Source organism: Pseudomonas sp. MWU12-2319, assembly GCF_023242525.1.
GTDB classification, from domain to species: domain Bacteria; phylum Pseudomonadota; class Gammaproteobacteria; order Pseudomonadales; family Pseudomonadaceae; genus Aquipseudomonas; species Aquipseudomonas gingeri_D.
The window spans coordinates 538,873-553,147 of the sequence record NZ_JALJES010000002.1 but is presented as its reverse complement, the minus strand read 5'-3'; the positions used below and the strand labels follow the sequence as shown (position 1 = coordinate 553,147).

The window sequence follows — 14,275 nt, the reverse complement described above, 5'->3', positions numbered from 1 at the left end:
GGGATCGCCGATTGAGCGCATTGTCCGACCCGCACCTTTTATTTAGAATACGGAACAATCTTCAAACATTATGAAGGAGCAAATACATAATGCGTGATCAGGAATTCGCCAACCTCAAGGCTTTTTTCGCGGTGGCCCAGGCGCGCAATTTTTCCCGGGCGGCCCAGTCGCTCGGCGTCTCGGCATCCGCCCTGAGCCAGACCATCAAGGGCCTGGAAGAACGCCTGGGGGTGCGTTTGCTGAACCGGACAACCCGCAGCGTGTCGACCACGGAAGCCGGTGCCCGCCTGTTCGAACGGCTGCGCAGCGTTTTCGCCGACCTGGAGTCGGCGCTGGAGGCACTCAACGAATACCGCGACACCCCCATCGGCACACTGCGCATCAGTGCTCCGCAGGTGGCGATGCTGCACTTTATCCAGCCGATCCTGCCGTCCTTCCAGGCCGCCTACCCGGACATCCTGCTCGAACTGACCACCGACGACAGCACCACCGACATCGTCGCCCAAGGCCATGATGCGGCCATCCGCCTGGGGGAATTCATCGAGCAGGACATGGTCGCCCTCAGGCTCAGCGAGCCGCTGACCCAGATTGCCGTGGCCTCGCCCAAATACTTGCAGCAGCGCGGCCGCCCGCAGACACCAGTGGAACTGCTGCAACACAGTTGTGTGAACTGGCGCCGCGCCGGTGAGTCCGGGCTGTACAAGTGGCGCTTTTTCAACGACGGCACGCCGTTCGAGCTCAGCGTCAAGGGCTCCCTGGTGGTGAGCGATTGTGCCGTCGCGCTGCAATCGGCGGTCGATGGCCTGGGCATCACCGTGTGGATTCGCGAGTGGCTCAAGGCCGAACTGGACAGCGGCGCGCTGGTGCCGCTGCTGGAGGAATGGTCGACGCCCTTCCCCAGCTTCTACCTCTACTACCCGAGCAACCGGCAGATGTCTTCGGCGTTGCAAGTGTTTATCGCTGCGTTGCGCCAGCAGCACTGAACCCGAGCGGAACGGATCAGGCGGTTTGCGGAACCAGCGCCTCGGCACGCGTCCGATAGAGCAGCGATTTCACCACGATCACCAGCAACGACAACGCCGCGAACAACAAACCGCAGGCGATCGTCCCCGGCAGGCCATAGGCATTGATGAACAGACCTCCGACCCAGGCGCCGATGGCAATCCCCGCGTTGGCCGCCGACACATACAGACTGGTGGCGAACGAATGGGCTTCAGGGGCGGCACTGGTCAACCACATCTGGGTGATGACCATGCCACTGGTATGAATCGCACCCCAGACGAACACGATCGGCAGCATCGACCAAAGCGAAGCGCTGCCGAAGCAGTAGAGCATCCCGTAGGCCAGGCTCAGCAGAATCGGAAACAGCAGCACAGTCCTGACCAGATGACGGGCCAGCGCCCTGCCCGCCAGCATATTCCCCAGCACCCCGCCGACCCCGAAGACCACCAGCAGCAGGCTGATGGTCTCTCCCCCAAGGCCGGTCTGGCTTTTCAGGTACTCGGCGGCATAGCTGTAGACCGCGAACTTGGTGGTGAACACCAGCAGCGTACCGATGATCGCCAACCACACTGACGGTTTGCGCAGGATCGACAGCTGACTGGCGAAACTTTCCGGCGCGGCGACCTGGCGCGGCAACCGCAGCCACAAGCCCAGTCCCGCCAGAAAGGTGGCCACGGCGCAGAACAGGATCGAAGTCTCATAGGAAAAGCGTCCGGCCACCCAGGCGGTAATCGGGATGCCGAACACCAGGCCGAGGGTCGTGCCGATAAAGGCCACTGTGGTCGCATGGGCGGCGCGCTCCCTGGGATAGAGCGAAATAGCCGCCGCGAACGCCGCCGAAAAGAACACCGGATGCAGCATCGCCGGCACGATGCGCAGGGCCATCAGCGTCGAGTAGTTCGGCGCATAGGCTGACAAAACGCTGCACAGGGAAAAGCACAACAGGGCCCCCACCAGCACTTTCTTGCGCTCGAAGCGGGAAAACACCAGCACCAGGAACGGGCCGCAAGCCGCCACGATAAAGGCGAACAAGCTCATCAGCAGGCCGGCCTGGGCCACCGTCACGCCGAAGCGTTCGACGATCAGCGGCAGGATCCCGACCACGCCCAGTTCCAGGGTATAGAGGCCGAACAGCCCGAGCATGATAAAGGGCATGACGCTCATGGGTTTGATCGAACCAGTCATTTCGATGCCAGCGCGAAGTCGATAACAACCTTGCCGAACGCGCCACGGCTCAGGTGCGCGAACGCCTCGGGGACTTGCGCGAAGGCGTAGGTGGCATCGATCACCGGCTTGATCCCGTGGTGATCGATCATCCGCACCAGATCTTCCAGTGCGCGGCGCGGCCCTACCGCCACAGCGACAATCGACGCACGGCTGCCCAGCAACGGCATGATCGGAGTACGCAACTCTTCGGACTCCAGCAAACCGATAATGGAAACCCGGCCACCAGGCACTACCGCTTGCAGGGAGCGTCCCAAGTTATCGCCACCAGCCATTTCCAGCACATGGTCGGCGCCGCGACCCTCGGTCAGCTCCAGCACCGCCGTTTGCCATTCAGGTGTGGTGGTGCGATTGATGCCATGGCTGGCACCGAGCTTGATCGCCTCGGCGATCTTCGCGTCACTGCTGCTGGTGACAATCACTTTGGCGCCGCTGGCGGCCGCCAACTGTACGGCGAACAATGAAACGCCGCCGGTGCCCTGGACCACCACGGTCTGCCCGGCATGCAAGTGCCCCAATTCGATCAGCGCCATCCAGGCGGTCAAGGCGGCGATGGGCAGCGTACTGGCCTCCACCGGGGTCAGGTTTTTCGGCGCGCGGACACACCACTCGGCCGGCGTCGTGACGTACTGCGCGAGCATCCCTTGAATCGGCCCGCCCTGGGTCGGCATTTCGGCCCAGGTCTTGGGATTACCATCGATCCAGTTGGTAATGTAGGTGGAGATGACGCGCTCGCCTACACTGAAACGAGTGACGCCCTCTCCCACCGCGACAACGGTCCCGGCCATATCGGAGGCCGGGGTGAACGGAAAGGCCAGGGCCGCCGTCATGCCATTCTCGACCACTTGGGTATCACGGTAGTTGAGCGACACGGCTTCGATTTTGACCAGAACTTCCCCGGCTTTCGGCAGCGGACGCGGTGTGTTGGCCAGATTCAGATTATCCAGACCGAACGAGGAAATTTCCCAGCGGTTCATGATTTCGGACATGACGGTGATCTCGGTTGATGAGCGATGTGGCGATCATAGAGGGCCTCCAGCTCCCGATTAAGTAGGTGCCATATCCGCTATCTACGGATGTTTTATTCCGCAATCGAGTTAGGATAACCCGTCACCCGATCGGTTCGGCGCAGCAAAAAAGCAGGATTTAAGGTTCATGGTCGAGAATGAAAAATGGATAGCTTGAGCAGCTTGAATGTCTTCGTATCCGTGGCGCAGACCCGCAGCTTTGTCGCCGCCGGCCGCTTGCTGGGGGTGTCCGCTTCGGCCATCGGCAAAAGCATCGTGCGCCTGGAGGAACGTTTCGGCGTACGCCTGTTCAACCGCAGCACGCGCAGCGTCACCTTGACCGAAGAAGGCTCGCGTTTTCTCGAACGCAGCCTGCGCATCCTGGCCGAAATCGAAGCCGCCGAGGCCGAGTTCTCGCAGACCACAACGGCTCCCAGTGGGCGCCTGAAGATCAGCATGCCGCTGGTCGACGAACCCTTTCTACCGGTGCTGGCCCAGTTCAAGAAAGCCTATCCGGCCATCGACCTGGACCTGACCTTCGACGATCGCCGGGTCGATGTCATTGAAGAAGGCTACGACGCGGTGATTCGCAGTGGCGAAGTCCCCGACTCCAGCCTGACCTCCCGCCATATCGGCACGTATCAAATGATCCTGGTGGGCTCGCCGGACTATTTCGAAAAACACGGTGTGCCGCAGTCGCCCATCGACCTGATGCGGCACAGCTGCATTCAGTTTCGTTTCCCCAACACCGGTAAACTGCAGGTCTGGCCATTGAACCGCGAAACCCAGGACATCGACCTGCAACTGCCGACCTCAATGGTCTGCAACAATCTGGAGGCGCGCATCGTGTTCGCCGTACAGGGGATAGGTATCGCCTACCTGCCGGACTTCGCCATCCGCGAATGGCTGGAGCGCGGGAAGCTGGTCAAGGTCCTTGAGGACTGTTGCGAATCCGGCGTCTACCGGCTGATGTGGCCTTCCGGCAAATACCCGTCGCTGAAGTTGCGGGTGTTCATCGACTTCCTGAAGACTCATCTGTTTCCCGAACAACGCCCGTAGTTTCCGGCGCCTGCCCAGTATCGATCACGCTGATATCCGCTATTGGCAAGGATCCGTTCTATTGCAGGCGATGCCGTTCGTAAAATGGCGCCACTGCCTCACTACCGTCAGGTGAGGGGGATGTCTTTCCGGAGACCGCCATGAAATACCTTCTGTTTGTCCTGCTCTCGCTGTTCAGCCTGGTTGCCACCGCCCAAGGTGATGTGACCGCCGCTCCCCAAGGCCAGGGTGCAACCGCCAGCACCAACGCCGAGCCCTATGACTATTCCGAAGACCTCGACATGGCCAAGGCCGTGCGCGCCGACAGTGCCGCCGCCTCCGATTGTGGTCCGGTACAGGGGCACGTGATCTACGTCGACGGCCAGGGCGTGCGCCACGAAATGAATTTTATCCGCCTGGGCAACGCCTGCCAGCACGGGTGATCACCATCCCCTTTTGGGAACCGGCTTGCTGGCGATGACGGCCGGATAGTCGACACAGGGCTTGCGGGCTCATCGCCGGCAAGCCGGCTCCCACACGGTTCGGTACTGCTCTCAAGATCCCATGCCCCGTGTGCCCCCATCCAGCCCGAACCTTCCCTCTGCCCACCTCCCCCCCTCGCCTGAAAATACTTGCAAGCAGTGACTTGCAAATTGAAAGTCGCCAGCATATATTATGATCATAATATGACACACATAATCATTACCGCACTCCGAGGCCCCAACCATGAAAAGGACAAGCCTGGCCCACCTGCACTGCCCCGTGGCCCGCAGCCTTGAGCTGGTCGGCCAGTGGTGGAATATCCTGATCCTGCGGGACGCCTTCTACGGTCTCAGCCGTTTCGATCAGTTCCAGGAAAGCCTCGGGATTGCCCCCAGTATCCTGACCCGCCGTCTCAATGACCTGGTCGAAAACGGCTTGCTCGAACGCCGGGCCTACAACGATGCCCCACCGCGCTTCGACTACCTGCTGACCGCTCGCGGTCGGGATTTCAGACCGGTGCTGCTGACCTTGATGGATTGGGGCAACCAGCACCTCTCACCCGAAGGCCCGACCACTCAACTCGTCGACAGTGCCAGCGGCGAACTCGTCGAACTGGCCCTGATCGACCGTCGCTCCGGGCAGACCATCAGTCGGCGCCACAAGGTCGTCGCCGGCCCGGCTGCCGACGAGCCCATGCGTCGACGCTTTGAAAAACGCCGCCAACTGGCGGCGCTGCAAAACCCTGATATCGCTCCCCCCCTCTCTGCCAACCGGTAACTCCGTCATGACCAACCTGTCCTCGGCCTCTGCCCCTGAACTGGCCGTTCAGAAAAAACCGGTGCTGTTCAAGCGCCTCCTGCTGCTGACGGTGGTCACTGGCGCAGTGGTCTTCGCCGCTTTCTACGGCCTGCACTGGTGGACGGCCGGACGCTTTATCGAAAGCACCGACGACGCCTATATCGGCGCCGACGTGACAGTGATCGGGCCCAAGGTGCCGGGTTATATCGCCGAGCTCAAAGTCACCGACAACCAGTTCGTCCACGCCGGTGACCTGCTGGTGAAGATCGATGATCGCGATTACGTCGCCGCCCTGCAAAAGGCCGAAGGCGCGGTCGCCGCCCAACAGGCGCTGCTGGCCAATCTCGACGCCACCGAGCAGTTGCAGCACGCGGTGATCAGCCAGGCCCGGGCCGGCATCGATGCGGCCAATGCGGAAACCGTGCGTTCGCGCAACGACCACGCCCGCTACGAAAGTCTGGTGGGCCGCTCGGCGGTGTCGGTGGAAAGTGCCCAACGGGTCGATGCCACCTTCAAGACCGCCCAGGCCAATGGCGCCAAGGCGCAAGCCACGCTGCTGGCCAATCAACGCCAGGTGGACGTGATCGAGACCCAGAAATTGCAGGCCAAGGCCGCGTTGATGCAAGCGGTCGCCGAACGCGACATGGCCCGCCTGAACCTCTCCTACACCGAATTGCGAGCGCCGGTGGACGGCGTGATCGGCAACCGTCGGGCCCGGGTCGGCGCCTTTGCCGCGGCCGGTTCGCAGTTACTTTCCGTGGTCCCACAGCAGGGCCTCTGGGTCGATGCCAACTTCAAGGAAGACCAGTTGACCCATATGCTTCCCGGCCAGGCCGTGACCATCCGCGCCGACGTGCTGCCCGGCAAGGTCTTTCACGGCCACCTGGACAGCCTGGCCCCGGCCACCGGCGCCCAGTTCAGCGTGCTGCCACCGGAAAACGCCACCGGCAACTTCACCAAGATCGTCCAGCGGGTGCCGGTCCGGGTCATGCTTGACCAGACCGATGGCGTGCTCGGGCAGCTGCGCCCGGGCCTCTCGGTCACCGCCGAAGTCGATACCCTGCACAACGCCAATGGCGTCGCCAGCCGCCCGGCTGACCAACGTGCCACCAGCCAACTGGTCAGCACGCCATGAGCACCCGCGCCCCGGCCAAGCCTTTCGACGCGGCGTCGATGAGCACCTCGGTCAAGGTGTTCGCCTTTGCCACCCTGTGCGTGGGCATGTTTATCGCCCTGCTGGACATCCAGATCGTCTCCGCCTCGTTGCGCGATATCGGCGGTGGACTGTCGGCCGGTACCGATGAAACCGCCTGGGTGCAGACCAGCTACCTGATCGCCGAAATCATCGTGATCCCGCTGTCGGGCTGGCTGTCGCGGGTGTTTTCCACGCGCTGGCTGTTCTGTGCCTCGGCGGTGGGGTTCACCCTGGCCAGCCTGCTTTGCGGCGCGGCCTGGAACATCCAGAGCATGATCGTGTTTCGCGCCTTGCAAGGGTTCCTGGGCGGCTCGATGATCCCCCTGGTGTTTACCTCGGCGTTCATGTTCTTCAGCGGCAAGCAGCGCGTTATCGCCGCCTCGACCATCGGTGCCATCGCCTCCCTGGCGCCGACCCTCGGCCCGGTGATCGGCGGCTGGATCACCGATATTTCCTCCTGGCACTGGCTGTTCTACATCAACCTGGTGCCCGGTGTGTTCGTCGCCGTGGTGGTGCCGATGCTGGTGCGGATCGACGAGCCGGACCTGCGCCTGATCAAGGGTGCCGACTACCTGAGCATGCTGCTGATGGCGGTGTTTCTCGGCTGCCTGGAATACACCCTGGAGGAAGGCCCGCGCTGGAACTGGTTCAGCGACAGCACTATCCTGGCCACCGCATGGATTTCCGGCCTCGCCGGGCTGGCCTTTGTCAGCCGCAGCCTGATGGTGGCCAATCCGGTGGTCGACCTGCGCGCGCTCAAGGAGCGCAATTTCGCCCTGGGTTGCTTCTTTTCCTTCGTCACCGGTATCGGGCTGTTCGCGACCATTTACCTGACGCCACTGTTTCTCGGCCGAGTGCGTGGCTATAGCGCCCTGGACATCGGCCTGGCGGTGTTCTCCACCGGTCTGTTCCAACTGGCGGCAATTCCGCTGTACGCGTTTTTTGCCAACCGGGTCGACCTGCGCTGGCTGATGATGCTGGGGTTGGGGCTGTTTGCCGTGTCGATGTGGGACTTCTCGCCGCTGACCCATGACTGGGGCGGCAAGGAGCTGATGTTGCCCCAGGCACTGCGGGGCATGGCCCAGCAATTCGCCGTGCCGCCCACCGTGACCCTGACCCTCGGCGCCCTGGCACCGGCACGTCTGAAACAGGCTTCAGGCCTGTTCAACCTGATGCGCAACCTCGGCGGAGCCATTGGTATCGCGGCTTGCGCGACGATTCTCAATGATCGGACCAACCTGCATTTCAACCGGTTGGCCGAGCACCTGAACAGCACCAACGAAGCGTTGAACCAGTGGATGGCCACGGTCGGCAGCAACTTCGCGGCCCTCGGCCAGAGCGGCAGCGAAGGCACCACCGCCAGCCTGCAGCAACTCTGGCAACTGGCCTATCGTGAGGCGCAGACCCAGAGTTATGCCGATACCTTCCTGGTGATCATGGTCTGTTTCATCATCGCCACGGCCCTGGTTCCACTGATGCATAAAGTGAAACCACCGCCTGCTGCGGCAGCCTCACCGGACGCACATTAAGGGCACGACACACTTCTGCGGGAGCCGCCAAGCCAACTCCCGCAGAAGCGTGCGCACATTGATACTCGTGACTCAGAAAGCAAAACACGAACAACCGAAGGCCCCCCAGAACCCCTGGAAGTCACTGACCGGCACACTCGACATCCGCGCCCGCTCATGACCGTGGGCATGCACCCCGCAAGGACCGCTGCACTGGTGCACCTGGGCCTGCAAGGGCGAGTTCGGCCGCCAGTGTCCCGGCACCTTGACCACCGGCGACCAGTCGGGGGTCACCGGCAGCGTCGGCGGCGCGAGTTTGTCGAAATCACCCGCCGCGTGCACCACCTTGCCGTCGACCACCGTCAACACCGATTCGATCCACTTGATGGCTTCGGCGTCGACGCTGAAATAGTCCGCCGACAAGGCCACCAGGTCCGCCAGTTGCCCGACCTTGATCTGGCCTTTCTTGCCCTGCTCCGAGGAAAACCAGGCACTGCCATGGGTGTACAGCTCCAGCGCGGTTTCCCGTGGCAGCCCCTCGGGATAGAGCTCGAGCCCGCCGACGGTACGTCCACTGACCATCCAGTACAGCGAAGTCCAGGGGTTGTAGCTCGACACCCGCGTGGCATCGGTGCCCGCGCCTACCGGCACGCCTTCGGCCAACATGCGCTTGATCGGCGGCGTGGCCTCGGCGGCCTTGGCGCCGTAACGCTCGACGAAGTATTCACCCTGGAAGGCCATGCGGTCCTGAATCGCGATGCCGCCGCCCAACGCCCGTACCCGTTCGATGTTTTTTGGCGTGATGGTTTCGCAGTGATCGAAAAACCACGGCAGACCATTGAACGGAATATCCCGATTGACCTTCTCGAAGACATCCAGCATCCGCGAAATGGATTCGTCATAGGTGGCGTGCAGGCGGAACGGCCAGCGCTGTTCCACCAGATGGCGAACCACCGGCTCCAGCTCCTGTTCCATGGTCTGCGGCAAGTCCGGGCGCGGCTCGAGGAAGTCTTCGAAATCCGCCGCCGAGAACACCAGCATCTCCCCTGCGCCGTTGTGCCGAAGGAAGTCGTCGCCCTGGCCGTAGGTCACCTTGCTGGTCCAGTTCTTGAAATCCGCCAGCTCTTCCTTGGGCTTCTGGGTAAACAGGTTGTAGGCAATCCGTACGGTCAGTTGTTGTTTGGCCGCCAGTTCGTTGATGACTTCATAGTCGTCCGGATAGTTCTGGAAACCGCCGCCGGCATCGATGGCGCTGGTGACACCCAGGCGGTTGAGTTCACGCATGAACTGGCGGGTCGAGTTGACCTGATACTCCAGCGGCAGTTTCGGCCCCTTGGCCAGGGTCGAGTAGAGAATCATCGCGTTGGGCCGGGCAATCAGCATGCCGGTCGGCTCGCCCTTGGCATCGCGGACAATCTCGCCACCCGGCGGGTTCGGCGTGTCGCGGTTGTAGCCGACCACCCGCAGTGCCGCCCGGTTGAGCAAGGCGCGGTCATACAGGTGCAGGACAAACACCGGGGTGTCCGGCGCCGCCTTGTTCAGTTCTTCCAGGGTCGGCATGCGCTTTTCGGCGAACTGGAATTCGTTCCAGCCGCCTACCACCCGCACCCATTGCGGCGCGGGGGTACGCTCGGCCTGTTCCTTGAGCAGGCGCAAAGCATCCACCAACGAGGGCACGCCTTCCCAGCGCAGTTCCAGGTTGTAGTTCAGGCCGCCACGGATCAGGTGCAGATGCGAGTCATTGAGGCCGGGGATGACGGTGCGGCCCTTGAGGTCGATTACCTGGGTGGTGCTACCGCGCAAGGCCATGGCCTCGCCGTCGTTGCCCACGGCGATAAAGCGACCGTCCTTGATGGCTACCGCCGTGGCCTTGGGTTGGGCGCGGTCGACGGTGTGCAAGCGGCCGTTGTGCAGAATCAGGTCAGCGATCACATTGCTCATATCAGTTCTCCTTGCTTGACGGAATGTAACGGTCAGCGAAATCAGTGGTTGGCCGGTTGCAGCCAGCGGCTGAACAGGCGGGTCACACGGGGCATGAACACATAGACCACCAGCAACACGATGCTCAAGGTGATCAGCACATTGGCTTGCACATAGCCGCCCAACCAGGGCAGCAGCGTGAACAGCGGGCGCCACAACATCGGTACGACAAAACTCAGCGGCAGGATCACCAGGAAGGTCACGCAGGCCTGCTTCCAACGCGGCACCGGACTGGGCGAACCGACTTCGGCCGGGGTGAACCAGAATTCGCGGTCGGCGTTGATTTCGGTCTGGTCGCCGTCGGCCAGCATGGGCTGGGCCTCTTCTACCAACTCACGACGGTCATTGGAGTCCAACCAGTGTTGCAGTTGTTCGGTAGAGGCAAAACGCAGCACGCTGGTAAACAACGTTTGCCCGTGGCTATGCCCACGCACCACATCGACACCGAGGTGCCCCGGATAACTGCGCGCCATGGTGACGATGCGCCGCAGCCAGGTTTCATAGGCCTGGTCCTGGCCTTTCTTGATCCGATGACGGACCAGCAGGGTCACCACGCCATCCAGCAATTCGATATTCATGGATGAAGACTCCCCGGGCGGGTGAACGCGCTGAAACGCCGCTCCAGAGCGATGCTCCCGGAACCACCGATCAGCAAGGCGACGAAGACGATCAGCAGCAACCAGGCGAATTGCCCTTCGGCCAGGCTCCACTCCGGGTGTACCCACACCAGTGAAACCAGCAGCAGGAACAGCACCGGCAGCGTAGCCAGGCGGGTCAACAGGCCAAGGATAATCAGCAACGGGCACAGCACTTCGGCGAAAATCGCCAGGCTCAGGGTCAGGTGCGCCCCCAGGCCGAAAGGGTCTTCGATCAATGTCAGTTGATGTTGGAAGTCCAGCAGCTTGGGCAAGCCATGGACCCGTAACAACAAGGCCGAACCGGCCAGGCGTAACCAGAGCAGCGCCCAGTCAGCCGAAGTGCGAGAGGACAACAAGGGGCGAGTGACCATGTCAGGTATCCCTGTGAAGGCTTGAGGCGATGAGGTGTCGGGCGCGACCCACGCGCCCGACTCACGTCACTACTTGGCTTGGCGTTGCGGCGCGTTGTGCACCATGGTGTAGGCGTAGTCCACGCCCATGCCGTAGGCGCCGCTGTGCTCGCGCACCAGATCCATCACCGCGTCGTAGGTTTCCTTGTGCGCCCAGTCACGCTGGAACTCCAGCAGTACCTGCTGCCAGGTCACCGGGACGGCACCGGCCTGAATCATCCGCTGCACGGACATGTCGTGGGCTTCCTGGGTGGTGCCGCCGGACGCGTCGGTGACGATGTACACCTCGTAACCTTCGGCCAGGGCTTCCAGGGCCGGGAAGTTCAGGCACACCTCGGTCCACAGTGCAGCCATGATCAGCTTCTTGCGACCGGTGGCCTTCACTGCCTCGACGAATTTCTTGTCTTCCCAGGAGTTCATCGAGGTGCGCTCGATGGGCTGCTGGTCCGGGTGCACCGCCAGCAGTTCCGGCCAGATGTAGCCGCTGAAGCTCTTGGTTTCCACCGAGGTGAAGATCGTCGGCACATTGAAGATCTTCGCCGCCTTGGCCAGGCCCACGGTGTTGTTCTTCAGGGTCTGGCGATCGATCGATTGCACGCCGAAGGACATCTGCGGCTGGTGGTCGATCAGGATCAGGGTGGAGTTGGTTGGGTTCAGCAGTTCACGAATAGACATGGCGCGTTCCTTTTGATGTCGAGTAGTGGTGCGTTCGGTTTGTCAGGCGGGCCTGGCGCCCTCCGCTGGGAGGTCCGTGCTGCCTGGCTTGGATGTCACTTTAGGCGCCTGAGCAAATCGAGACAATTACCCTAAACCGGGAATCATTGATTCTATAAAAGGGACAATTGAGTCTTGCCTACTATCTGCGCGCATGAACTATAGTTGATGAAATTAAGCTGTATGTTTATACAGATAATGATTGCCTGATCGCCCGACACTGAGCATGCTGTCCGACTTCAAGACCCCGCGCTGAAATGAGAGTGGTTATGCGCTTGTTCCTCTGTGAGAAGCCCTCCCAGGCCAAAGACATTGCTGCGGTGCTCGGTGCCACGCGGCGTGGCGACGGCTGCTGGGTGGGGCCGAATGCCACCGTCACCTGGTGCATCGGCCACCTGCTGGAAACCGCCCCGCCGGATGCCTACGACGCCCGCTACAAGCGCTGGGTGCTGGCCGACCTGCCGATCGTTCCGGAAAAATGGAAGATGCAGGTCAAGCCCAAGACCGCCAGCCAGTACAAGGCGGTCAAGCGCCTGCTGGGCGAGGCCGGGGAGTTGGTGATCGCCACCGACGCCGACCGCGAAGGGGAAATGATCGCCCGTGAACTGGTGGAGCATTGTCGCTATCGCGGGCCGATCCAGCGGCTCTGGCTGTCGGCGCTGGACGATGCCTCGATCCGCAAGGCGCTGGCGGCGCTCAAGCCCGGCGTCGAGACCTTTTCGCTCTATCACTCGGCCCTGGGACGCTCGCGGGCCGACTGGCTGATCGGCATGAACATGAGCCGCCTGTTCACCCTGCTCGGCCGCCAGTCCGGTTATCAGGGCGTGTTGCCGGTCGGACGAGTACAGACACCGACCCTGCGCCTGGTGGTGGACCGTGACCGTAGCATCGCCGACTTCGTGCCGGTGGCTTACTGGGCGATCGACGTGCACCTGCTGCACGACGGCCAGCCCTTTATCGCCCAGTGGCGCGCGCCGTCGGATGCCTGTGACGATCAGGACCGCTGCCTCAACCAGGCCCTCGCCCAACAGGCCGCGAGCGACATGGGCGCGGCCTCCAGCGCCCGGGTGGTGAAGCTCAAGACCGAGCGGATTCGCGAGGCTGCACCCCTGCCCTTTGATCTGGGCACCTTGCAGGAAGTCTGCTCGAAAAGGCTCGGGCTGGGCGCCCAGGAGACACTGGATATTGCCCAGTCGCTGTACGAAACCCACAAGGTCATCACCTACCCGCGCAGTGATTGCGGCTTTCTGCCCCTGAGCCAGCACGGCGATGCCGGTCGGGTATTGGCGGCACTGGAACGGGCTGATCCAAGCCTGGACAAACTGGCGCCGTATCTCGATCCGACACGCCGTTCGCGAGCCTGGAACGACGCCAAGGTCACCGCCCACCACGGTATTATCCCGACGGGCACCGGCGCCAGCCTCGAACGTTTGCAGGGCAAGCCGCGCGCCGTCTACAGCCTGATTCGCGCCCGCTACCTGGCGCAGTTCCTGCCCAATCACGAGTACGACCGGACCCAGGCCGATTTCGATTGTGCGGCGCAGGCATTGCGGGCCGTAGGCAAACAGATCGTCGAGCCGGGCTGGAAACGTGCCCTGCCTGAAGCGCTGGCGCCGGCCAAGGGCCGCGAAGCCCCCGAGCCGCAGGCCTTGCCGGCGTTGCACGAAGGCACCGAGTGCGCGGTGAACCGGGTCGACCTCAAGGACCTCTGGACCCAGCCGCCAAAACCTTTCACCGAAGGCGACCTGATCAAGGCGATGAAAAACGTCGCCAAGTATGTGGAGGACCCGCGCCTCAAGCAGAAGCTCAAGGACACCACCGGCATCGGCACCGAAGCCACACGCGCCGGCATCATCCAGGGTTTGCTCGATCGAAGTTATCTGGTCAAGCATGGCAAAAGCCTGTCAGCCACCCCGGCGGCCTTCAGCCTGATCGATGCGGTACCGCGGGCGATTGCCGACCCGGGCACCACGGCGATCTGGGAGCAGGCATTGGACATGGTGCAAAGCGGCGAGATGAGCCTGGAAGAGTTTGTCGCCAAACAGGCGGCCTGGATGAGCAAGCAGGTAGGGCGTTGTGTCGAGTTGAAGCTGCAGATCACCATGCCGGCCGGGATGGCGGGACAAGGCGCGGCGCCCTGGAAGAAGAAGCGCAAGGCAGCGGGAGCCAAGACAGGAAGGACCCGGCGTACGCCGAAGTCGGCGACCAACTCCTGACTGATCGAACGTTCCCACGCCGGAGCGTGGGAACGATCACATCAGGGCTTATGCGAGCGCCG

At 62.4% G+C, this 14,275-nt stretch carries 13 protein-coding genes; 7 read left to right on the top strand and 6 right to left on the bottom strand.

From position 1 onward, the window contains the following. The first annotated feature begins 89 nt into the window (after positions 1 to 89). Complete coding sequence (locus M5C01_RS05300; protein ID WP_152737530.1) at positions 90 to 983, top strand: LysR family transcriptional regulator; 894 nt, start codon at positions 90 to 92, stop codon at positions 981 to 983. 16 nt (positions 984 to 999) lie between these two features. Here M5C01_RS05300 and M5C01_RS05295 read toward each other — a convergent pair whose 3' ends face one another. Together M5C01_RS05295 and M5C01_RS05290 are read right to left on the bottom strand one after the other, a co-directional pair. Then, positions 1,000 to 2,187 carry an MFS transporter gene (locus tag M5C01_RS05295; protein ID WP_248764284.1) on the bottom strand — a complete coding sequence of 396 codons (1,188 nt, stop codon included), beginning with the start codon at positions 2,185 to 2,187 and terminating at the stop codon, positions 1,000 to 1,002. Then, positions 2,184 to 3,215, bottom strand: coding sequence for an NAD(P)-dependent alcohol dehydrogenase (locus M5C01_RS05290; RefSeq protein WP_152737529.1), 1,032 nt, complete (start codon positions 3,213 to 3,215; stop codon positions 2,184 to 2,186). The genes M5C01_RS05295 and M5C01_RS05290 overlap by 4 nt, the downstream gene beginning before the upstream one ends. A 183-nt stretch (positions 3,216 to 3,398) precedes the next feature. Here M5C01_RS05290 and M5C01_RS05285 point away from each other — a divergent pair, with 183 nt between their 5' ends. From M5C01_RS05285 to M5C01_RS05265, 5 genes are all read left to right on the top strand, one after another. Then, positions 3,399 to 4,292 carry a LysR family transcriptional regulator gene (locus tag M5C01_RS05285; RefSeq protein ID WP_152737528.1) on the top strand — a complete coding sequence of 298 codons (894 nt, stop codon included), beginning with the start codon at positions 3,399 to 3,401 and terminating at the stop codon, positions 4,290 to 4,292. 140 nt (positions 4,293 to 4,432) lie between these two features. After that, positions 4,433 to 4,714, top strand: a complete 282-nt coding sequence (locus tag M5C01_RS05280; protein WP_103499373.1) for a DUF2790 domain-containing protein — start codon at positions 4,433 to 4,435, stop codon at positions 4,712 to 4,714. A gap of 283 nt (positions 4,715 to 4,997) precedes the next feature. Beyond that, positions 4,998 to 5,531, top strand: coding sequence for a helix-turn-helix domain-containing protein (locus M5C01_RS05275; protein ID WP_152737527.1), 534 nt, complete (start codon positions 4,998 to 5,000; stop codon positions 5,529 to 5,531). A gap of 7 nt (positions 5,532 to 5,538) precedes the next feature. Beyond that, positions 5,539 to 6,687, top strand: coding sequence for an HlyD family secretion protein (locus tag M5C01_RS05270; RefSeq protein ID WP_152737526.1), 1,149 nt, complete (start codon positions 5,539 to 5,541; stop codon positions 6,685 to 6,687). Continuing rightward, positions 6,684 to 8,276, top strand: a complete 1,593-nt coding sequence (locus M5C01_RS05265; RefSeq protein WP_152737525.1) for a DHA2 family efflux MFS transporter permease subunit — start codon at positions 6,684 to 6,686, stop codon at positions 8,274 to 8,276. Before M5C01_RS05270 ends, M5C01_RS05265 begins: the two co-directional genes overlap by 4 nt. A gap of 72 nt (positions 8,277 to 8,348) precedes the next feature. On the opposite strand, the gene M5C01_RS05260 is transcribed toward M5C01_RS05265, so the two are convergent. The 4 genes from M5C01_RS05260 to M5C01_RS05245 form a co-directional block, all read right to left on the bottom strand. Then, a complete protein-coding gene (locus M5C01_RS05260; protein WP_178129774.1) occupies positions 8,349 to 10,187 on the bottom strand; it encodes an amidohydrolase in 1,839 nt (612 codons plus the stop codon). 50 nt (positions 10,188 to 10,237) lie between these two features. Then, a complete protein-coding gene (locus M5C01_RS05255) occupies positions 10,238 to 10,813 on the bottom strand; it encodes an antibiotic biosynthesis monooxygenase (RefSeq protein ID WP_103498327.1) in 576 nt (191 codons plus the stop codon). Then, the gene (locus M5C01_RS05250) at positions 10,810 to 11,244 is read right to left on the bottom strand and encodes a DoxX family protein (protein ID WP_103498326.1); all 435 of its coding nucleotides are present in this window, start codon (positions 11,242 to 11,244) and stop codon (positions 10,810 to 10,812) included. The genes M5C01_RS05255 and M5C01_RS05250 overlap by 4 nt, the downstream gene beginning before the upstream one ends. A 69-nt stretch (positions 11,245 to 11,313) precedes the next feature. After that, on the bottom strand, positions 11,314 to 11,958 hold the full coding sequence (locus M5C01_RS05245; protein WP_152737523.1) for a hydrolase: 645 nt from the start codon (positions 11,956 to 11,958) through the stop codon (positions 11,314 to 11,316). Between the two features lie 308 nt (positions 11,959 to 12,266). Between M5C01_RS05245 and M5C01_RS05240 the strand changes: the two genes are divergently transcribed. Continuing rightward, the gene (locus M5C01_RS05240; RefSeq protein WP_152737522.1) at positions 12,267 to 14,213 is read left to right on the top strand and encodes a DNA topoisomerase III; all 1,947 of its coding nucleotides are present in this window, start codon (positions 12,267 to 12,269) and stop codon (positions 14,211 to 14,213) included. The last annotated feature ends 62 nt before the right edge of the window (positions 14,214 to 14,275 follow it).